17 protein-coding genes and 2 pseudogenes are annotated in these 21,268 nt (G+C 56.6%); 12 read left to right on the plus strand and 7 right to left on the minus strand.

Going from position 1 to position 21,268, the window contains the following annotated elements; all coding sequences use genetic code 11:
- Positions 1-17 precede the first annotated feature (17 nt).
- Positions 18-371 carry a DUF1840 domain-containing protein gene (locus tag DBV39_RS14825; RefSeq protein WP_108622197.1) on the minus strand — a complete coding sequence of 118 codons (354 nt, stop codon included), beginning with the start codon at positions 369-371 and terminating at the stop codon, positions 18-20.
- 116 nt (positions 372-487) lie between these two features.
- Between DBV39_RS14825 and argS the strand changes: the two genes are divergently transcribed.
- The 3 genes from argS to DBV39_RS14840 are packed head-to-tail and all read left to right on the plus strand — an operon-like array spanning position 488 to position 3,495.
- Positions 488-2,173, plus strand: a complete 1,686-nt coding sequence (gene argS, locus DBV39_RS14830; RefSeq protein ID WP_108622198.1) for an arginine--tRNA ligase — start codon at positions 488-490, stop codon at positions 2,171-2,173.
- A 10-nt stretch (positions 2,174-2,183) separates the two neighbouring features.
- The gene (locus DBV39_RS14835) at positions 2,184-2,798 is read left to right on the plus strand and encodes an SPOR domain-containing protein (protein ID WP_108622199.1); all 615 of its coding nucleotides are present in this window, start codon (positions 2,184-2,186) and stop codon (positions 2,796-2,798) included.
- A gap of 52 nt (positions 2,799-2,850) precedes the next feature.
- Positions 2,851-3,495: a thiol:disulfide interchange protein DsbA/DsbL gene (locus DBV39_RS14840; RefSeq protein ID WP_108622200.1), complete on the plus strand. Its 645-nt coding sequence runs from the start codon at positions 2,851-2,853 to the stop codon at positions 3,493-3,495.
- On the opposite strand, the gene metC is transcribed toward DBV39_RS14840, so the two are convergent.
- Both metC and DBV39_RS14850 read right to left on the minus strand, forming a co-directional pair.
- Positions 3,496-4,686 carry a cystathionine beta-lyase gene (gene metC, locus DBV39_RS14845; RefSeq protein ID WP_108622201.1) on the minus strand — a complete coding sequence of 397 codons (1,191 nt, stop codon included), beginning with the start codon at positions 4,684-4,686 and terminating at the stop codon, positions 3,496-3,498. It lies immediately after the preceding gene.
- Positions 4,683-5,741 (minus strand): MBL fold metallo-hydrolase, encoded by a 1,059-nt coding sequence (locus tag DBV39_RS14850; protein ID WP_108623302.1) that lies wholly within the window; start codon positions 5,739-5,741, stop codon positions 4,683-4,685. Before DBV39_RS14850 ends, metC begins: the two co-directional genes overlap by 4 nt.
- 100 nt (positions 5,742-5,841) lie before the next feature.
- On the opposite strand from DBV39_RS14850, the gene aceK reads away from it, so the two are divergent.
- The 7 genes and pseudogenes from aceK to DBV39_RS14885 all read left to right on the plus strand — a co-directional run bounded on the left by aceK (position 5,842) and on the right by DBV39_RS14885 (position 14,600).
- Positions 5,842-7,668 carry a bifunctional isocitrate dehydrogenase kinase/phosphatase gene (gene aceK / locus DBV39_RS14855; RefSeq protein ID WP_108622202.1) on the plus strand — a complete coding sequence of 609 codons (1,827 nt, stop codon included), beginning with the start codon at positions 5,842-5,844 and terminating at the stop codon, positions 7,666-7,668.
- Positions 7,669-7,817: 149 nt separating this feature from the next.
- Positions 7,818-8,275 (plus strand): annotated as a pseudogene (locus tag DBV39_RS14860) (DUF494 family protein).
- A 20-nt stretch (positions 8,276-8,295) separates the two neighbouring features.
- The gene (gene gluQRS, locus DBV39_RS14865; protein ID WP_193853033.1) at positions 8,296-9,192 is read left to right on the plus strand and encodes a tRNA glutamyl-Q(34) synthetase GluQRS; all 897 of its coding nucleotides are present in this window, start codon (positions 8,296-8,298) and stop codon (positions 9,190-9,192) included.
- Positions 9,193-9,245: 53 nt separating this feature from the next.
- Entirely contained in the window at positions 9,246-11,885 is a 2,640-nt protein-coding gene (locus DBV39_RS14870; RefSeq protein ID WP_108622203.1) for a DNA topoisomerase III, read from the plus strand.
- A 149-nt stretch (positions 11,886-12,034) separates the two neighbouring features.
- Positions 12,035-12,864 (plus strand): annotated as a pseudogene (gene panB, locus DBV39_RS14875) (3-methyl-2-oxobutanoate hydroxymethyltransferase).
- A gap of 40 nt (positions 12,865-12,904) precedes the next feature.
- Positions 12,905-13,423, plus strand: a complete 519-nt coding sequence (locus tag DBV39_RS14880) for an SET domain-containing protein (RefSeq protein ID WP_227870659.1) — start codon at positions 12,905-12,907, stop codon at positions 13,421-13,423.
- Positions 13,424-13,643: 220 nt separating this feature from the next.
- Positions 13,644-14,600 (plus strand): HipA domain-containing protein, encoded by a 957-nt coding sequence (locus DBV39_RS14885; protein WP_159078977.1) that lies wholly within the window; start codon positions 13,644-13,646, stop codon positions 14,598-14,600.
- Positions 14,601-14,787: 187 nt separating this feature from the next.
- Here DBV39_RS14885 and DBV39_RS14890 read toward each other — a convergent pair whose 3' ends face one another.
- Positions 14,788-15,249 (minus strand): DUF3429 domain-containing protein, encoded by a 462-nt coding sequence (locus DBV39_RS14890; RefSeq protein ID WP_108622206.1) that lies wholly within the window; start codon positions 15,247-15,249, stop codon positions 14,788-14,790.
- Positions 15,250-15,311: 62 nt separating this feature from the next.
- Between DBV39_RS14890 and DBV39_RS14895 the strand changes: the two genes are divergently transcribed.
- Positions 15,312-16,142: a ferritin-like domain-containing protein gene (locus DBV39_RS14895; protein WP_108622207.1), complete on the plus strand. Its 831-nt coding sequence runs from the start codon at positions 15,312-15,314 to the stop codon at positions 16,140-16,142.
- Here DBV39_RS14895 and leuA read toward each other — a convergent pair whose 3' ends face one another.
- Complete coding sequence (leuA, locus tag DBV39_RS14900) at positions 16,143-17,855, minus strand: 2-isopropylmalate synthase (protein WP_108622208.1); 1,713 nt, start codon at positions 17,853-17,855, stop codon at positions 16,143-16,145.
- 491 nt (positions 17,856-18,346) lie between these two features.
- Complete coding sequence (locus DBV39_RS14905; RefSeq protein WP_108622209.1) at positions 18,347-19,027, minus strand: hypothetical protein; 681 nt, start codon at positions 19,025-19,027, stop codon at positions 18,347-18,349.
- Positions 19,028-19,042: 15 nt separating this feature from the next.
- On the opposite strand from DBV39_RS14905, the gene rpoN reads away from it, so the two are divergent.
- Positions 19,043-20,470 (plus strand): RNA polymerase factor sigma-54, encoded by a 1,428-nt coding sequence (rpoN, locus tag DBV39_RS14910; RefSeq protein WP_108622210.1) that lies wholly within the window; start codon positions 19,043-19,045, stop codon positions 20,468-20,470.
- Between the two features lie 110 nt (positions 20,471-20,580).
- Here the strand turns inward: rpoN and DBV39_RS14915 are convergent, their stop codons facing one another.
- Positions 20,581-21,252 carry a hypothetical protein gene (locus DBV39_RS14915; RefSeq protein ID WP_108622211.1) on the minus strand — a complete coding sequence of 224 codons (672 nt, stop codon included), beginning with the start codon at positions 21,250-21,252 and terminating at the stop codon, positions 20,581-20,583.
- Between the last annotated feature and the right edge of the window lie 16 nt (positions 21,253-21,268).

Here is a 21,268-nt window from a genome sequence, read left to right on the forward strand (position 1 = left end):
TGGCGTGCTTTTGGGGATTACCAGCCTGATCCGGTTTCCCACATGACCGGTGCGTTGGCCTGCTTGGACTTGCGCATCATCTGCATGAGTGGCGATGCGCGTTGGGCGAGCAGGACGACTTCTTTTGTTTTGGGTTTGCGATCATCCTCGTCTTCATCCTGATCATCCGGGTGCCTGTCCATCGAGGCGGATTCCTGACCGATGGCCAGTTGCAGGCTATGCAGTGCTTCATCAATCTGTTCGACTGTGAAAACCCCTCTTTCCGGGATCTCTGGTCCGGTGATCTTGCCGGCGGCAGTCAGGACCTGCCGGGCGTCCTTTTCCATCATCATGACGTCCATATCGGCTTTACTGCTGAAGGTGACCAACATCGCTAATTTTCTCCCGCTAGAACTGGACACTGAGGCTGAGTGCCTCTTGATTCATCAACAATGTATCTCAATGAATCAAGTTATCATTCAATACTTTACTATTACATGGTCTGACTATGCTGCCCGAGCACGCAATTATTCTCACCGACAGCCTCAAACGCATTGTCCAGGAGCTTTTGCCTGATGCAGAGCCCACCATTTTGCTGGAGCGCCCTAAAGTGGCTGCACACGGTGATGTGGCGACTAATGTGGCGATGCAGCTCGCAAAGAAAGCCGGGTTGCGTCCACGCGATCTGGCCCAGACAATCATTGAAAGGCTCGAGCATGACTCCCTTGTGAGCCCGCTGATCGACAGCGCAGAGATTGCTGGTCCGGGGTTCATCAACCTGCGTCTGTCGAACTCTGCAGTGGTGGCAGTACTCGACACAGTTGACTCGGAAGCTGACCGTTACGGGTACGCCGAGTCGCGTAACGAGAAAGTGATGGTCGAGTTTGTGTCGGCCAATCCGACCGGACCCTTGCATGTGGGGCATGCCAGGCAGGCAGCATTGGGCGATGCCTTGTGTCGACTCTACACGGCCAGCGGTTATGAGGTTACGCGCGAGTTCTACTACAACGACGCGGGCAATCAGATCGACAATCTCGCCATCAGTGTCCAGGCGCGTGCCAATGGAATCGAACCATCTGATCCGGCGTACCCGGCCGATGGCTATCGTGGCGACTACATTCTGGAAATCGCGAACGATTACCTCGCCCGCAAGACCGTACAGGCAAGCGATGGCGAACCAGTCCAGGCGGCGGGAGATGCCGGTGATCTGGAGGCCATCAGGCGGTTTGCCGTGGCGTATCTGCGGCACGAGCAAGACCTGGATCTCAAGGCCTTTGGTCTGGTGTTTGACAACTATTACCTTGAGAGTTCTTTGTACGAGACTGGTCGGGTACAGGCAGTCGTGCATCGCCTGGTCGAGAATGAACACACTTATGAGCAGGATGGTGCGCTTTGGCTGCGCACCACTGAACTGGGTACGGGTGACGACAAGGACCGGGTGATGCGCAAGCGCGAAGGGGGGTATACCTACTTCGTGCCGGATGTCGCGTATCACGTCTCCAAATGGGTGCGGGGCTTCAGAAAGGCGATCAACATCCAGGGTAGCGACCATCACGGAACCGTGGCGCGGGTCCGAGCTGGTCTGCAAGGTCTGGACATGGGAATCCCCAAGGATTTCCCCGAGTACATCCTGCACAAAATGGTCAAGGTTGTGCGTGACAACGAGGAGGTCAAGATCTCCAAGCGTGCGGGCAGTTACGTGACGCTGCGCGAGTTGATCGACTGGGTAGGGCGCGACGCTGTGCGTTTTTTTCTGATTCAGCGCCGCGCTGACACGGAGTTCGTGTTTGACGTCGATCTGGCCCGCTCGCAGACAGAGGAGAATCCGGTCTATTACGTGCAATATGCGCATGCCCGGATCTGCTCGATTCTTCTGCAAAGCGGGGTGCCACTTTCCGAGGTCCAGAAGGCAGACGCTTCTGTTCTGACGTCTGCGACCGAGCAGACACTGATGAAGCGTCTGGCGGAGTTCCCTGCCGTAGTCAGACAGGCTACCCAGGATCTGTCGCCCCATCTGATCGCATTCTGGCTGCGCGATTGCGCGTCGGACTTCCATGGGTGGTATAACGCAGAGCGGGTGCTGGTCGATGATATTGCGATCAGGCATGCGCGTTTGAGACTGGCTGATGCTACCCGCCAGGTGCTCGCAAACGGGCTGGCGCTGCTAGGCGTGTCGGCTCCTGAACGGATGTAACATATTCCTTATGGCTAGACAGAAACGCACAACCCAGAAAAGAGGTGGTAGCACCTTCTACGGGATCCTCGTCGGATTAATTGGTGGTCTGGCCGCTGCCGCGGCTGTGGCGTACTTCGTCATGTCGTCACCGATGCCGTTTATCGACAAGGCCAGCCGGGAGGATCCGGTTGCCAATTTTGACCCGCGCACAGCACCGGACCCCAACAAGGGTTTGTTCGGAGGTTCGGAGTCAGGTAGTTCGGGCGCGAGCGGTCAGGTTGCGCCCGCGCCAAAACCCAAGGATGAGCTCGGTGAACTGATTGCTACCTTGCCGGTCGAACCAGGCAAGCGTCCACCGCCATTGCCAGAGGTGCCCAGGACGACCCCGAGTCCGAGCAAACCGGCTCAGGATGGCCGCTCGTACTACCTTCAAGTGGGGGCGTTTCGCGTACTGGAGGACGCCGAAGCGTTGCAGGCGCAGATGCTGTTGATTGGTTTGCCAGTGCAGATTCAGCGCGCTGACGTAAACGGTGTGCTGGTCAACCGTGTCAGGGTAGGTCCGTTTTCTCAGTTAGACGAAATGAACAAAGCGCGATCCCGGCTGTCTCAAGAGAGTATTCAGTCCAACGTGGTCCGTCAGTGATGGGTTGATCCGTGCGATTAGCCATTGTCTGCAACCGGACGTTTCTGATGGAATGTCCGGTCTCCCTCCAGATTTATCTTCAAGGAGTTTCAAGTTGAAGTCGATTGTCAAATTGTTTGCGGCCGCCATTTTTGCGGTGTCAGGATCGGTAGCATTTGCTCAGGAAACCTACGTCAACGTGAACCCGCCACAGCCAACCGAGCCCGGCAAGATTGAAGTGCTGGAGTTCTTTTCTTACGGTTGCCCGCACTGTGCGGTACTCGAGCCCATGGTGGCAGAGTGGAAGAAAGACCTGCCTTCGGATGTGACGTTCAGTTCAGTCCCGGTGGCTTTCAATGCCGGCATGAAGCCACTGCAGCAGCTTTTCTACACGCTTCAGGCGCTTGGGCGTGAAGATCTCCACCCGGAGGTCTTCAATGCGATCCATTCCGATGGCAAACGCATTTTCACCAAGGAAGCGATTGTTGACTGGGCAGCGAGCCAGGGGCTTGATCGCTCGGCCTTTCTGGCCACCATGGATTCTTTTGGAGTTGCTTCCAAGATGACCCGTGCTGACCAGTTAGTCGAGGGTTATGTTATCCGAGGTACACCGTCCATTGCTGTCGATGGCCGATTCGTGACCTCCCCGACAGAAGCTGGCGGTTACCAGCAGACGCTTGAAGTCGCCAGCGAGCTGATCGAGCGAGCCGGTTCCTGATCAGCTCGCTGAGATTTGATCCAGGGCCTGATTCAGGTCCTGGATCAAATCCTCAACCTTCTCCAGACCGATGTGAAGTCGTACCAGGGCTTTGCCCGGTTCTTTCCAGTAGCTGTGGGGTTCCAGTGCACCTGGACTGACCCATTGCACCAGACTCTCGAATCCACCCCAGGAAAAACCGATTCCGAACAGCTCGAGCGCGTTGACAAACGCCTTGGCAGCGTCCGGGCTGCAGTTGAGTGATACGCTCAGCAGACCGTTTGAACCGAGACAATCCCGTTTCCAGAGTGCGTGACCCGGGTCTTTCTCCCACGCAGGGAAATAGATCCTGCTCACCAGTGGATGGCTATCCAGAAACTCGCATACCTGCAAGGCGCTACGGGCGTGATGCTCGAGTCTGACCGCCATGGTCTTGACGCCGCGTAGCGCCAGCCAGACATCATCGGCACTGACACTGTTGCCGACGGCATACTGGGTTGCGTGAATCTGGCGGGCCAGGTCGTCACGATTGGTGACGACAGCACCCAGCATGACGTCCGAGTGCCCGTTGATGTATTTGGTCCCGGCGATAACCGAGATATCTGCACCCAGAGCAAGCGGTTGGTAGAGCATGCCGGCTCCCCAGGTGTTGTCGATTGCCAGAACGATGTCATGTTCTCTGGCAATGCCGGCAAGTCTGGGCAGGTCCAGCATTTCCATGAGCAACGACCCCGGTGATTCCACGTACATCATCCGGGTGTTGGGTTGGATCAGTGATGCGGGATCGGGGTGCTCTGCCGAGAAGTACGTGAGCTCGATATTCAGCCTTTTGAGCAGCGTTTCATGCATGACCCGGACAGGCCCGTATACGTTGTCCGAGACCAGGACATGATCGCCGCTCTTGAGCACACTCATGAAAGCCAGATGAATGGAAGCGAGCCCAGATGGGTTGAGCACGCAGTAGCTTCCACCCTCTAGCGTGTTGATGACATTCTCGAGGGCCCGGTGGGTGTCAAGCCCGGCAATGCCATAACTGACCACCTTCTCACCCTTGTTCTTGCGTGCCATCGTCTGGTCCAGCACATCCAGATCCCGGAACCGGACCGTACTGGTCCGGATGGCAGGCAGACTCACCGGTGCGATGCCGGATTCGGGGTCAAAGTCAGCGCTGTCGGTGTGCAGAAGCCGGGTGTTCAGATGATGTTTAGTCATAGCGTCTTGAAAAGGTAGATTCCATCATCGCTTAGTGTACGACTAAGTTTTCCGCGGAAGTAGAGTGCATTCAGGTGGGCGATGGCTTCACCCATTGCAAAGGTGGTCTGGTGGGTGTCGAGCTTGCGTTTGAACATGATTGGCAGAATTTCAAAGGCCGACAGTGGCGTCACGCAGGCCGTGAGGACCTCGTCAAACCGCTCCTGGTGGTGCTGATGCTGCTGCGCGATGCGCTCGTGCAGTCCTTTGAACGGTCGGCCGTGTGAGGGCAGCACGAGCGTGTCCTCAGGCAAAGGCTGGTAGCGGTCGAGCGAGCTCAGATACAGCTGCAATGGATTGGCTTCTGGCTCGTAATTCGGGACGCTTACGTTAGTCGAAATGCGTGGCAGGACCATGTCGCCCGAAATCAGTACTTTCTTGTCTGCACAGAAAAGTGACATATGTTCGGGCGAGTGACCGTATCCGACGATGGCTTCCCACTTGTGGCCACCGATGTCGATCTGGTGTCCATCCATGATGCGGACAAACTTGGCGGGCACACGAGGCACCAGACCGACATAGTAGGACTTGCGAGCACGAATTTCTTCAAGGGTCTCCGGGACGCGCAAACCATGTTTCGAGAAGTGGTCCACGGTCGCCTGGCCGCCGTTGGACGAACCGCCGGTGCTGGTGGTCCAGTAACAGGCCGTGACATAATCGGTCATGCTGATCCACAGCGGGACGTTCCACCGTTCGCACAACCAGTGGGCCAGACCAATATGGTCAGGGTGCATGTGCGTCACGATGACTCGCAAAACCGGCAGACCGTCGAGTTCGTTGACGAACACCTGCTCCCATTGCTCCTTGATTTCGTCGCGCGTGACTCCGCAGTCGACGATCGTCCAGCCATCCTGTCCATCAATGTTGTCCCTGAGCAACCAGAGATTGATGTGATCCAGTGCGAACGGCAGGGGCATCTTGATCCAGCGCACACCCGGTGCGAGCTCAAGGCTGCGACCAGGCTCAGGCAGCTGTTTGTCCAGCGGGTATGTCAGCTTGTGTTCCAAAGGATTCATGTCGGTCTTCTCTCCAAAGATTTGCATTATTCTCTGTGCATCATATACGGGCGCGTTGCACTGCGCCAAAGTTTGGACATCAGACAACAAGTGATAGCGAATGGTTGATACAGCGGATATCGTCAAGATCGAGAGAAGGCGTCCTGACCCGAAACCGGACAAGCTGGCCGGGATCATTCTGGAAGGCTTCAATCGGCATTACGCCCTGTTTCGTTATGGTGCGCAGCGCGCGAAGTCGCTGTTCGAGGCCGGGGACTGGCATGGTATCCAGCAGCTCTCCAAGGAGCGGATCGAGTATTACGACATGCGAGTGCGCGAATGTGCCGCGCGCCTGAATCCGATTCTGGCCACCATGAGCCAGGATGCTTCTCGAGAACCGTCGAGTCGCCAGACGCTTTCTGATGAGCAGACGCGACTCTGGCAATCTATCAAGCAGGCGTTTGTCGGTCTGCTCGGTGCTCATCGTCAGCCAGAGTGTGCAGAAACGTTCTTCAATTCCGTTTCGTCCAGAGTTCTGCATCGCAACTATTTCAATAACGATTTTCTGTTTGTACGCCCTGCCATTGCATCGGAGTATCTGGACAGCGAACGACCTGTCTATCGTGTTTACTATCCGACCACAGAAGGTTTGAAGCGCACCTTGAGAAAGGTGATGGCTGACTTCGGCCTGGCCTGTGGCTTTGAAGACCTGCCACGGGATGCCCGGGTGCTGGCCAGGGAAGGGTGTCGCAGGCTGGCCAGAACCGTGCCGCGCAGCAGTGGCCACCGGCTGGCTCCGGATTGCCAGCTGCACGTCCTGGGAAGTCTTTTCTTTCGGAATAAGGCAGCGTTCGTGATAGGCCGGCTGATCAACCAGGGGAATATTTATCCGTTCGCCATTGCTCTGATCAAGAATCCCGCGGGGCAGGTGCGCATTGATGCCTTGTTGACCGAGGAAATTGACCTGAGCACGCTCTTCAGTTTCACGCGGGCCTACTTTCTGGTGGACATGGAGGTGCCGGCCGCCTACGTCCAGTTTCTGTCCACGCTTATGCCTCGCAAGCCCAAAGCCGAGCTCTACACCATTATCGGTCTTCAAAAGCAGGGCAAGACCCTGTTTTACAGGGATTTTCTGCATCACTTAGGGCATTCGCACGACCAGTTTGACCTTGCACCTGGCATCCCCGGGATGGTCATGTCGGTTTTTACGCTCAGCTCTTACCCTTATGTGTTCAAGCTCATCAAGGACCGTATCAGCAAAGATGGCATGACGCGTGAAACGGTGCGCGAGAAGTACCAGATGGTCAAACTCCACGATCGTGTCGGGCGTATGGCTGATACATGGGAGTACTCGCTGGTTGCCCTGCCAAGAGAGAGGTTCTCGCAGGCGCTGATCGAAGAGCTACAGAGGGTCGCCGCGGATCAGGTTGATGTGCAGGCCGACAGCGTTGTATTCCGCCACCTGTACATCGAACGAAGGATGACACCGCTCAATCTTTATCTCGTGAACGCCCCGGCCCACTTCAGGGAGCAGGCTGTCAGAGATTACGGTCAGGCGATCAAGGAACTTGCCGAAGCCAATATTTTCCCGGGGGACATGCTGTACAAGAACTTTGGTGTCACGCGTTTCGGGCGGGTGGTCTTCTATGACTACGACGAGATTCAGCGCATGACGGAGATGAACTTTCGCAACATCCCGCCTGCCCCAAACGAAGAGGCAGAGATGGCAGCTGAGCCTTGGTACTCGGTCGGGTCTAATGATGTGTTTCCGGAAGAGTTTTCGACATTTCTGCTTGGCCAGCCGGAGATTCGTGGCTTTTTCATGAAGTATCACGCTGATCTTTTAACTGCAGAATGGTGGCAGCGAAGCAGACAACGGTCGCTGCATGGTCATGTGGTGGATTGCCTGCCTTACCCGCAGGAGCGCCGGTTCGGGCACATCGCTTAGAGATGATCACGCGCAGCCTGATGTGTCGACGCGGATTTGTGCGCGCTCTCGAGGGGGCTCGTTTGTTTGAAGTCCAATTTGAGCGTACAGTTGAACGCGTTGCAGCGAGGAATATCTCATGCTGTTGAACTGAAAAGGGGGAGCTGGTGATGTTTGATGTTCTGGTTTATCTGTTCCACAACTACTACACCCCGAGGCCTGTCCATCTGCCGATGTGCTGGCCAAAAGGCTGGCTGCAGCCGGCTTCGAGCATGAGGACATAGACGAGGCACTCGGGTGGTTGATGGGGTTGGCAGAGGCGACAGAAGATTGTGTTGAACTGGCCAATCGTGATACGGACGGGTTGCGCTATTACGCTCACGCCGAGCAGCAGCAGCTTGGTGTTGAAGCGATTGGATTCATCACTTTTCTGGAAAACAGTGGTGTGCTGCATGCTCCGGTGCGAGAAATCGTGATCGAGCGGGCGCTGGCCTGCTCCGAGTCTCCGGTTGCGCTCGAGACGATCAAGATCATTGCGCTGATGGTGCTGTGGAGCCAGGAGGCCGAGGTTGACCGCCTGATTCTTGAGGAGTTGCTGCGTCACGATGGTGATCGTCTCACCCACTGAACGCTTCTAACACGCCTTGAATGCACGTGGATTACGCAGGACGATTTGCACCCAGCCCGAGTGGCCCGCTACATGCAGGGTCAGTCGTGGCGGCGCTGGCGAGCTATCTGGACGCCAGGGCCGCTGGTGGCCGTTGGCTGGTACGAATGGAGGACCTCGACACCCCCCGCAATGTGGAGGGTGCTGATCAGCTTATCTTGCAGCAAATGCTGGCCCTGGGATTCAGGTGGGACGGCGAGGTTTGTTACCAGTCGCACCGTCTGGCTGCTTATGAGAGCGCATTCTTGCAGTTACAAGCGTATGGACTGGTCTATCCTTGTGGATGCACCCGCAAGGAAATAGCGGACTCGGTTCTTGCGATTCACGGCAAGTTTCCGCATGGGGAGCGTCCTTATCCGGGAAGTTGTCGTGCCGGACTGCCTGCGGGACGGGCCGCCAAGTCGTGGCGACTGCGAGTGGATCCGGTGGTTGTCAGCTTTGAGGATCGCTGGTTTGGCCCGCAGTCGCAGACGGTCGACAAGCTGGTAGGGGATTTTGTGTTGCGCCGTGCAGACGGGCTGTGGGCGTATCAGCTCGCAGTGGTGGTCGACGATGCCTGGCAGGGTGTCACACATGTCGTACGTGGCTCAGACTTGCTCTCCAGCACCGCCAGGCAGATACTCCTGGGCCGTATGCTGGGTTTGCCGGTGCTGCAGTACATGCACGTTCCGGTTTTAATGGATGGACAGGGCAGGAAACTGTCCAAACAGAATGGTGCTCAGGCTGTGCAGACTGACAGGCCGCTGGTTGTGCTTGAACAGGCGTGGATGGCTCTGGGTTTTGAAACATTTGGCGCAGATGATCTGCAGACGTTTTTTTCTGGTGCAATTGAGCGCTGGGCAGGGCGGTTTCGTGAAACCCGACTTGCACCATCCTGAGTTGCGCCCGTATCATCGCCGCTGGTATCGCGAGCAGCGACTTCAGGATCTGAATGACCAAAGCACTTATCATCGCCGAAAAGCCCTCCGTGGCTCTGGACGTCTCCCGCGCACTGGGTGGTTTCACCCGTGAAGGAGATTATTTTGAGAGCGAGCAGTACGTTCTGGCTTCCAGCATAGGACACTTGCTCAGCCTTGTTGCGCCCAACGACCCGGTCAAGGGCAAGTGGAGTTTCACCCATCTGCCGGTGATTCCGCCGAGTTTCGAGCTCAATCCGACCGACAAAAAGTCGGCTGAAAGGCTCAAATTACTTGTGCGGCTGATCAAGCGCAAAGACGTCGATCGTCTGATCAACGCTTGCGATGCCGGGCGCGAGGGTGAGCTTATATTTCGGTATATCCAGCAGTTTGCGGGCACCAGCAAACCTGTACAGCGTCTCTGGCTGCAGTCGATGACGCGTGATGCGATCCGCGACGCCTTTGCCAATCTACGCCCTGATGAGGCTCTCAAGCCGTTAGAAAAGGCTGCTCGTTCGCGTGCAGAGGCGGACTGGCTGGTCGGCATCAATGGCACTCGTGCCATGACCGCGTTCAACAGCAAGGATGGTGGCTTCTTCAAGACGCCAGTGGGACGGGTTCAGACGCCGACACTGGCGATTGTGAGTGAACGTGAGACCCGGATTCGCGATTTTGTGTCGAGAGACTACTGGGAGGTTAAAGCTACGTTTGTGGCGGCAGCAGGTCTCTACGAAGGCAAGTGGTTTGATCCAGATTTCAAGAAAGATCCGCAGGACCCGGAAAAGCGTGAAACCCGTCTCTGGAGCGAAGCTGCCGCTCACACCATCGAAGCGGCGTGTCGGAATCAGACGGGTGAGGTGAAGGAAGAATCCAAACCCACCTCACAGTTGTCTCCATTGCTGTTTGACTTGACGTCGTTGCAACGCGAAGCCAACAGTCGTTTCGGGTTCTCGGCCAAAGCCACGCTATCTCTGGCGCAGTCGCTGTATGAGCGCCACAAGGCCTTGACCTACCCGAGGACGGACTCGCGTTACCTTCCGGAAGACTACCTCGCGACGGTCAAGGATACGTTTGGGGCGATTTCTGGCGCCGAGGGAACGGTTGCAGCCGGTCTCGCCCACCATGCCGCCAAGGCGCTGTCTCAGGGCTGGGTTCGACCTAATCGCAGGGTGTTCGACAACAAGAAGGTATCGGACCACTTCGCCATCATTCCGACACTGCAGATTCCCAAAGATCTCAGTGAGGCTGAGCGCAAGCTCTACGACCTGGTGCTCAAGCGTTTTCTGGCGATTTTCTTTCCAGCCGCCGAGTACAGAGTTACCACTCGAACCACCTATGTTGCGGCGTATCAGTTCCGCACAGACGGCAAAGTGCTGACGGCTCCGGGATGGCTTGCGGTTTATGGCCGTGAAGCGCAGGGCGAAGACGCCACATTGGTGCCAGTCGAGGAAGGGGAAACCGTCCAGACGGAATCCATTGAATCCGTTGGGCTTGTCACCAAACCACCTCCCAGGTACACAGAAGCGACGCTGCTGTCAGCGATGGAAGGTGCTGGAAAGCTGGTGGATGATGAGGAGCTGCGAGAGGCCATGTCCGAGCGTGGTCTTGGCACGCCGGCAACGCGTGCAGCCATAATTGAAGGCTTGCTCAACGAAGCCTATTTGCGTCGCGAAGGGCGGGATCTCGTTCCAACCTCCAAGGCACGTCAGTTGATGACGCTGCTGAGGGGGCTCGATGTCAAAGAACTCACCTCACCCGAACTCACGGGGGAATGGGAGCACAAGCTCAAGCAGATCGAACAAGGTTCGCTTGGTCGTGAGGACTTCATGCGCGAGATCGCGCAGATGACCCAGATCATTGTCAAGCGGGCCAAGGAATACGACCGGGACACCGTACCGGGTGATTATGTAACGCTCTCAACCCCTTGCCCGAAATGCGGTGCGGTGGTCAAGGAGAACTACAGGCGATACGCCTGCACCCAGTGTGACTTCTCGATAGGCAAGCACCCAGGCGGACGAACGTTCGAACCTGTTGAGGTTGAGTCGTTGATCAAGGAACGTCAGATCGGTCCCCTGCAGGGATTTATCAGCAAAATGGGGCGTCCGTTTGCGGCATTGCTCAAGCTGGACGCAGACTGCAAGCTAGAGTTTGATTTTGGTCAGAAGGACGAGGACGACGACACACCCGTCGATTTCTCTAGGCAGACTTCGCTTGGAGCATGCCCTAAGTGCCACGGCCATGTCTATGAGCATGGGATGAGTTATGTGTGCGAGAAATCCGTTGGTCCGCAGAAGTCCTGCGACTTCCGGACTGGAAAGGTTATCTTGCAGCAGGAGATTGCGCCGGAACAGATTCAGAAGCTTTTGAGCACTGGCAAGACGGATCTCCTGGAGGGCTTTGTTTCCAGTCGCACGAATCGCAAGTTCAAGGCCTTTCTCGTGACCGATGCCAAAGGCAAGGTCGGGTTTGAGTTCGAGCCCAGACCGGTTCGTGCAGGAAAGACGGCCAGCAAGTCTGCTGCCCGCAGTACGGCAGACACGGCGCAGAACGGAGTTGTTGCCAAGAAAACCGCCAGGAAGGCTGCGAAGAAAGCTACCAAGAGTGCGACCAGGCGAGCCACCAAGAGCACCGCGAAAAAGGCTGTCAAGTCGGCTCGCAGTACAGCGACGAGCTAGCGTATGGCATACCGGGATACTCTGCTTGATGCGAGTACCCGGACCACTTGAGGGCGGGACTCGCTTTCAAGGGATCCTCAGCCGAATGAGCACGCCGCTCCTGGCGTGGTCATTCTTCCTCGATTCATACACCGTTGCAGGAAACAGAAGTGAGCGTACATTCCACCGTCAAACGTATTACCGCCCCTCAGTTGCGTTCTTTCAAAGGCCATAGAAAGATCGCTGCGCTGACGGCATATAGCAGCGTCATGGCTTCCCTGATGGATGAGTACCTGGACTTCATCCTGATCGGGGACTCGACAGCCATGGTGGCCTACGGCCTGCCCAATACGCTGTCGTTCACGATTGAACAGGTTGCCGCGCACACGGCTGCCGTTGTGAGAGCGACCCAGCGCGTCTGCGTGATCGCAGACATGCCATTCGGCAGCTATCACGAGTCGCCAGAGCAGGCGTTTCGCAATGCTGCGATACTGCTTTCGCAGGGGGGCGCGGATGCGGTCAAGCTCGAAGGAGGGGCCGTCATGGCACCCACGATCGAGTTTCTCGTGCAACGCGGCATTCCGGTACTCGCCCACGTGGGGCTGATGCCCCAGCATGTCAACACCATGGGGGATTCAAGGCACAGGGACTGGATGAAGAAACGGCAAGCATCATCAAGGCTGATGCGCGTGCAGTCCAGACAGCCGGGGCCTTTGGGGTCGTGCTGGAAGGGGTAGCACACACACTTGCCGCTGAAATCACGAAAGACCTGGCGATTCCGACTATCGGTATTGGTGCATCGGCTTCTTGCGATGGTCAGATACTGGTCACCGAAGACATGCTTGGCATGAACGGGACCCGCGTTCCCCGATTCGTCAAGCGGTTTGCCGATCTGGACGTACAGGTCAAGCGCGCTGTCGAACGCTATGCCGATGAGGTGCGTACAGGAACGTTTCCTGATATCAGTCATTGTTTCGGTGTCAAGCGCAATGGCGGGTAGACGCTCTCAGTCGGTTCGACCGGAATCCGCGGATGAATTGGTGGATTCCCGTTCCGCAGCAAAATCCCCTGGACCTGTCTGGCACCAGGTCAGGAAGTCTGCGCTGCATGGGCAGGGAGTTTTTGCGAGAAGACGGATCCCGGCCGGGACACGGATTTTCGAGTATGAGGGCAAACGGATCAGTAGCGAGCAAGCGGACAGGCAGGTCGCATCAGATCCGGATGACCCCTTTCACACCTTTTTCTTCATGCTCAGTAGCGGCAAGATCATCGACGGCAATCAGGATGGCAATGACTCGCGCTGGATCAACCATTCCTGCGAGCCAAATTGTGAAACCGAAGAGGATGACAAGGGTGAAAAGGTATTCGTGGTGGCCATGCGGGATATTGAGCGAGGCGAAGAGCTGAGCTTTGACTACGCTCTGGTCATAGAGGGTCGCAAGACCGCAAAAGTCAGAGCACAGTACGCCTGCTACTGCGGTGCCCCGGGTTGTCGTACGACGATGCTCGCGCTTTCATCCCGGGCGATCAAGGCAGCTCGAGCGGTGAAAGCTCAATAGGTCGAGGACTGCTTGACTCACCTTCCGTCGGGATGCTGATTTTTGCCTTTAAACTTTTTTCGAGAATTTGCGTCCCGAAGGTGATCAACGCATGCTCATCAGCATGCGGGAGCAGGTTTCGACGACATTTGGCTTGCTATCAAAGGTGGGTGGTGAGTGTGCCGGATCAATCGTACTCCTGCCGGATGGAGAGGAGCCTCAGGCACCAATCTATCAGCAATTGACGTGGGAGCAGGTTAGGGCACTGACCTACAACGGAACACGGATAGAAGAACGTGAGGAAATCGAGCGGGCTGCGCAAGGGTTGCCAAAGCCCCGGATGTCCATTTCAGGCGCTCAATACAAACTACTGCTGTATATCCAGAAAGACGAAAAACCGTCCCGTCCAATGGGGAGTTCACCTTCAACACATATCCTCAAACCAGATATTGTTCGGCCCGACATTAATGTCTTCGCATCTGCTGCGAACGAGACCATCATAATGTTAGCCGCGCACAAGTGCGGCTTACCCACAGCGAAGGTGTCATATCAACCGGTAACCCACGCGTGTCTCATTGAACGCTATGACCGGAAACTCGGAGAAGATGGTGTCGTGCGTCGGGTCTGGCAAGCCGATTTCTGTCAGTTGCTCGGGAAGAGTTCAGAGGTGAAATACGAATACGACGGCGGCCCAAACTTCAACGATTGCTTTGCGCTGTTAAAACAGTCGACTCAGCCAGGTGTGGATCAGCGGAATCTGTTGCGCTGGCTATTCTTCAATCTCTACACGGGGAATAACGACTCACATGCGAAGAATTTGTCCATGATTGCAAGCGGACGGGGGATGCGGCTCGCCCCATTTTATGACCTGATGTGCACTCGGGTGTACACCGGCCTCGGTTCCAGATTTGCTTTTTCGATTGCAGGAGAGAGTGATCCAGAACAGCTGACGGTGGCGCATTTCGTGGAGCTGGCCAAGTCCCTCAGCATTGGCCCAAAATACTTGCAGAAACTGGCAAAGGAGATGGCTGACGCAGTCGAGGAGGCCGTCCCCGCAGCGACAGTCCAAGTGATCCCTTTACTGGAACCCAGCCAGCGCGTACTCGCAGAGCGAGTCATTGAGAAAGTTGGCTCCATCATAAGGAGGATGCGCAAGCGAATCGCAGGCGAAGATTCAGCTTCACAGGTTGATGCTTAACAACCAGCGCGCCGTCCAGTGACGTAAGCAGAAATTGTTAGCTTGGTGATAGCAATTCGGAGCGTGAGCTGGATTCCATCATCAGCGAGGCCCCGAATGCTCGGGAATAAGTCATACTGAAATGAGAACCCGACACGAACGCGTTCAGTCTGATACTTGCTTGATGACTTTCATGGTTAATGAGAATTCAGACCAGCAACCACCAGGCACAGACTAATGCTCCCAGGACACCGAGGGTAAGAATTGTGCGCAATTTGATCACCCAGACCGGAATGCCAAGTCTGCCGAACATGGTGATATCCAGTAGCCACTGAATCGCAAACCCTGCCATCAGAATCAGCAACCCGATGTCTGCCGGCATGATGGGAGCCGCAGCGACCCAGCCGATCAACGCCGGCACGACACTCCAGCAGAACATGGCGCTTCTCGGTGCATTGGGTAGCGTGACGGCCAGTCCCCACCAGATCGCGCCTACAAACGATAGAATCACCGCACCGTACGTGTTCAGGATGAACAACGAAATCACGGGAGCGAAATCGAGTTCAGCGAGCGGTGAAAGCGCCAGCGCCCAGAACGGGACCAGGCCGCCGAGCCCAGTCACCAGCGCCGCAACTGGAATCCGGGATTCAGAGGTTTCAGACAACGACATTACATGCTCTCCACAGCGAATTCAAAATGTAGCTTTGACGAGAAACAGACAGGTCAGATCATATGTCATCGAAAGCAGTCACCATCGGTTTACAGACTGAAGTATTAAGGGAATCCAGGGCTCAAGCCTTGCACGCACTGTTGACGTCAGACGTTGTCCTCAAGTGTCAGCTGACCCAACAGATCGGAGACGGGAGCGCAATTGATAGTGGTGCGGTCTACGAACCCGACGCAGTCTTGCCCGGAAGACCTGCAGTGCCTGAGCTCGTCAGTCCGGCAAGGCTGAAGCACCGCGGTGTCCAGACCGTTGAAGGTCGGGCGGTGATGCTGCATGCAATCGCCCACATCGAGTTCAATGCGATCAATCTGGCGCTGGATATTGTTTGGCGATTCTCTGGACTGCCTGACGCTTTTTACAGAGACTGGTTGCGCGTTGCGCGTGAAGAAGCTTCACACTTTACGATGTTGCGACAACACCTGCTGTCACTGGGATATGACTATGGTGACTTCCCCGCCCACGATGGGCTATGGGAGATGGCTGTCAAGACATCGGATGATCTGCTGGGGCGATTGGCGATGGTTCCCAGAACGCTTGAAGCAAGAGGGCTGGATGCATCTCCGCCGATTCGTCAGAAGCTTTACCAGGCGGGTGATCTGCGTGGTGCCGAGATTCTTGATGTGATTCTGCGCGAAGAGATCGGTCATGTCGCGATCGGCAACCGCTGGTATCACTGGTGCTGTGAGCAACGAGGGCTGGACAGTGAGCAGGCAGAACAGGTTCTACGACAGAAATACTCGGCCCCCAGAGTACGGGGGCCGTTCAACCTGCAGGCTCGTCGCGAAGCCGGCTTTGATGAGGCTGAGCTATCGCGACTGGTTCAGCAAGACACCTGATCAGGCGGTCGTGCTGGTTGTGCTGGCCTCCACAGCCTCCATGCCGTTTTCCTGAATGTAACGGTTCACTGCGCTGAGAACGGCTTTGAACGAAGCAGTCACGATATCGACATCTACGCCGACACCGAATCCTGGCAGCGAGTCACCGATCTTGACTTCTACATAGCAGGCCGCCCGCGTTTCTGTCCCAGTCCCGATGGCATGCTCGTGGTAGTCCACAATCCGTACGGGCAGGCTCAGGCTGTTGACGAAGGCCGAAATTGCCCCGTCGCCTTGTCCGCTCAGGGATTGACGCTGGCCGTTGACATCGAATTCTGCATCAATCGAAAAGTGTTGTCCTTGCGCAGCAGATGGATCACCTGTGATGCGATGTTTGATCAGCTTCCAGGGGCTGCTCTTGCCCAGATACTCCTTGAAGAACAGGCTGTATACATCGTCGGATGTGACTTCACGGCCTGTCTCGTCGGTTACGCGCTGGATGGCCCGACTGAACTCGATCTGCAGGCGGCGAGGCAACACCAGCCCGTGCTCTTGCTCGAGCAGATAGGACACACCACCCTTGCCTGACTGGCTGTTTACGCGAATGACTGCGTCGTACGTACGGCCAAGGTCAGCCGGATCGATCGGCAGATAGGGAACCTCCCATACTGCGTCTGGCTTTTGCTGGGCCAGTCCTTTCTTGATCGCATCCTGGTGTGACCCGGAAAATGCTGTAAACACCAAGTCCCCGACATAGGGGTGACGCGGATGAACAGGCAACTGGTTACAGTACTCGACGCAACGGCGCACTTCGTCAATGTCCGAGAAGTCGAGCCCGGGATGGATTCCCTGTGTGTAGAGGTTAAGCGCTAACGTGACGAGATCCACGTTGCCGGTACGCTCACCGTTCCCGAAAAGGCATCCCTCGACCCTGTCCGCACCAGCCATCATGGCCAGTTCGGCTGCAGCCACGGCTGTGCCGCGATCATTGTGAGGGTGGACGCTGATGACGATGCTGTCACGCTTGTTCAGGCGTGTGTGCATGAATTCCACCTGGTCCGCGTACATGTTCGGCGTTGTCGCCTCTACAGTGGCTGGCAGGTTGAACACAATCTTCTTTTGCGGGGTGGGTTTCCACACCTCGGTTACCGCGTTGCAGACGTCCAGGGCAAACTCAGGCTCGGTGGTGCTGAACACTTCAGGCGAATACTCGTAGTACCAGTCGGTCTCTGGATGCTTGGCCATGTTTTCCATCACCCAGCGAGTGCCGTCAACGGCGACTTGTTTGACCTCGTCGCGGGACATGTTGAACACAATTTTGCGAAACGCCGGGGCGCAGGCGTTGTAGAGGTGGATCATGGCCTTCTTGGCGCCAGCCGCGGCTTCGACCGTGCGTTCGATCAGCTCTGGACGTGACTGGGTAAGGGCAATGATGGTGACGTCTTCAGGGATCCTGTTTTCGTCAACGAGCTTGCGCACGAAGTCGAAGTCTGTCTGCGAAGCCGACGGAAAGCCGACCTCGATCTCCTTGAGGCCAGTCTTGATCAGCATCTCGAAAAAGCGCAGCTTGCGCTCGACGCTCATGGGCTCGATCAGGGACTGGTTGCCATCACGCAAGTCGGTGCTCATCCAGACTGGAGGATGAGTGATGCGCTTGCTTGGCCAGGTTCGCTCAGAAAAGTCTTTTGTGAACGGCTTGAAGGGAATGTATTTCTTGGATGGGTCGGTCAACATGGAATCCTCTCTCGCCCCGATCGGCGGGGCCAACTGGCAACGATTTAAATGTGAATGGTTTTGAACTGGAGTGTGCCCGCGAGCGCACGAATCGTGCATCACCGCACAGGTGTGGCACTAGGCTGCCGGACTTGCCACGGGGCACTAGGCCCGGCAACCGATCGCTAGTAGTAGGGATAGGGAGTTGGTGGCGAGGGTTGCCGAAGACATGGCGTCCCGTGCGCTGGTCGAAGCACACTGACGAGCAAAAGCCGACAGCGTTGCTGCCTGTGCAATCATCTCGCGAGGACCCATTGAGGTATTCATGTCTATAGCAAAACATATTCTGAGGAAAAATGCAAGTTTGATCGGGTCATTGACCCGAGCTTGCTGCCCGTTTGCGGGTCTCAGGCCACATCGTGTTCGGACGTGCGGGTCGGATCCACGACACCAGTCAGAACCTTCATCTCCCGACCATGACTGGAACGGGAATCAGATGATGGCGATCTCGCTTACAAGCTGGGTTCGCTGCGTGTCCTGGGCTCAGCACGGATCGTCGGTGGGTCCTTGCGCTCGCCGCTTTCTGTTGCACGCGAGTCGATAACGGGCTCTGGCCGAGTCTGTGGTGTGTCAGCGTCGCGCATGTTGAACGAGGGTGGCTTGCTTGCAGAAGCCAGCGCAAGCGCCTGTGCCTGTGCCATCGCAAGTTTGCGTACCCGCCCCGAACCAAGCTGCTGACGCGTGGTGATCAGATCGCCGACCGTGACCGGGTCCGCGCTCTCGTCCCAGACCCAGCGAAGTACCTGGATGCCTTCCACCGAGAGTGTGTTTGCGAGTCTCTGTACATCTGCAACGGGCACCAGGACGGTTCGGGAACGTTTCTGGCTGTTGATCAGCCAGGTGCGCGTGACTGAAAGTACAATCAGACTCAGAATGGCGACCACACCCCACCAAAGGTATGGGTTGATATCGGTCATGATCCTGACGAACTCAGGTCCCAGGGACTTTAGACCGTCGTAGCGAATCATCCCGCCCAGCCGCAATATTTGCTGGGCAATCCAGACCCAGATGATGACGACTGCAGCGATGACACCCGCCTGTAACAGGCGGGTGGGCAGCAGAAGTTTTCTGATGGTGGTGCTCAGGGACCGGGTATCGTCCCGGCTTGTGGTCGATCGGCTATTTGTTTGCATCGGATTAATTCACTAATGAGTCGTCAGTCTCTCGAGCTTCGCATGGGTCAGCATTTGACGCTGACCCCCGCATTGCAGCAGTCTATACGATTGTTGCAACTTTCTACGCTCGATCTTGAACTTGAGGTGGCACGGGCCCTTGCAGAGAACCCTCTGCTTGACACGCCGGAGCCGTCTGAAGCCGCAGATACCGGAACGGACGGCAATGACATACCCGTGCAGACCATTGAGGCCGAACCATCGCCACAAACGGCAGCCGAGACGCCCGCAGGCGGTTTGCGACGTGAGCGCGATGATGAGCAACTCGAACGACCTGAGTCTGCGGGTGAGATATCCTTGCGCGAGCACTTGTTACAACAACTGGGGACGACCCATGTCAGCGAACGCGATGCCGCGCTGGTGTCGTTGCTGATCGACGATCTGAACGATGACGGCATGATGGAGTCCTCATTGCCAGAAGTGCTGTCCATGCTGGATCCGCAAACCGGTGTTGAACTGGATGAGCTTGCTGCTGCGCTGCGGCTGCTTCAGTCCTTCGATCCGCCGGGTGTTGGTGCACGGGATTTGTCCGAGTGTCTGCTGCTGCAACTGGAACAACCGGATCTCGCCGTGTTGCCGGTGTTCGCCGATGAACAGGTGCTTGCGCTGGGCCGGGAGATTTGCCAGCATCACCTTGACACGCTGGCAACGGGTAATCTTGGCCGTTTGCGCGAACAGCTTGACTGCCCTGCTGACTTGTTGCAACAAGCCTGTACAGGCATACGGCGCCTGAACCCCCGTCCCGCAAGCCAGTGGACACGTCCAGCCGCTGATTTTGCTGTGCCCGATGTGATTGCGCGACGAACTGCCAAGGGGTGGCAGATCCAGCTCAATGAGTCAGTGGTTCCTAAATTGTGTATCAACGAAGTCTATGCCCAGGCGCTTGGCTCAGCCCGAAGCGGTGAGCACACTGCCTTGCACGGGCAGTTGCAGGAAGCAAGATGGCTGATTCGCAACGTGTCGCAGCGATTCGAGACAATCATGCGAGTTTCTCAGGCGATTGCCGACCACCAGCAAGCGTTCTTTGATGAGGGATGGGGAGCCATTCGTCCCCTGACGTTGCGAGAAATTTCTGGAGAACTAGGGTTGCATGAGTCGACGGTTTCCAGAGCGACTACTCAGAAGTTCATGCTGACACCGTTTGGGACGGTGGAGCTCAAGCGATTTTTTGGGGGCGGATTAAGTACCGAGGGTCGGGAGGCTACATCCTCGACGGCTGTCCAGAGCAGAATCAAAGGGTTCATTCAGTCCGAGGATCGTGCCAAACCTCTTTCGGATGCACAGTTGGTCAAACTGCTTGAGGAGCAGGGCATCACGATTGCCCGGCGGACCGTGGCGAAGTATCGGGAACAGATGCGTATTCCGACGGCATCACTGCGTAAGTCCCAGGCATCGATTGTCTGAGCAAGGAAGGCGGTAGGTGACACCGGTCCAGACGTCGTAACAAGGCCGTGACGGCCTCACGACGGGAACGACAGGGGTCAGAGAGCTTGCAAGGTGAGTGACCCGCCTTGTCAGGCACCACCGCCAGAGGGACCAAAACCCTGCTGGGCCGGGCAGTGGCGGTAACGTCCCCAGGCATTGTTCGGCCCACAAAACCGCTGGCGAGCCTGCTCGATACATCCCGGCCGACTGAAAAAGCCAACCGAGTCGCAGGCACGGATTGCCTCATCAAGTGCTTGCTGCCAGTTGCCAGGAGCCGAGCCACCCTGTGTGTTGCCGCTTCCCCCCTGCTGTCTGGCAATGTCTCCGACCCGATCATTCGCGGAAGATCCACCGCCGCCCTGCGTGACGTCTAAGGTCGCAATGTCTGAAGAACCGTCACTGAGTCCGGCACCCGCTTGATTGAGCACATCAGCGATAGTGAAACTCTGACTGCCGATCGCCAGTGACACCATCGGATCGAGGTTCGAGTCAAACAGAGAGACAGCCTGAATTTCCCACATTGGCTGAATCCGGTTCTGTGGAACGCCGAGCGTGCCGTCAGTTAGCGGCTGCGGCGCAATGCCGGCAAGGGGCCGACCAGATGCGTCCAGAACCTGCTCAGTATTCAGTCCTGCGTTTGTGCGTGTACCTTCGTCGACAACAGGCGCTTCGCTGACCAGCCAGTTGCCCACGACCATTCCCGCCAGAGCAGAACCGGCCATGCAGAACACCACAAAGAAAATCAGGAATCGCCAGGACATCTTGGAACATCAACGT

It is taken from the genome of Orrella marina (assembly GCF_003058465.1).
Taxonomy (GTDB): Bacteria; Pseudomonadota; Gammaproteobacteria; order Burkholderiales; family Burkholderiaceae_B; genus Algicoccus; species Algicoccus marinus.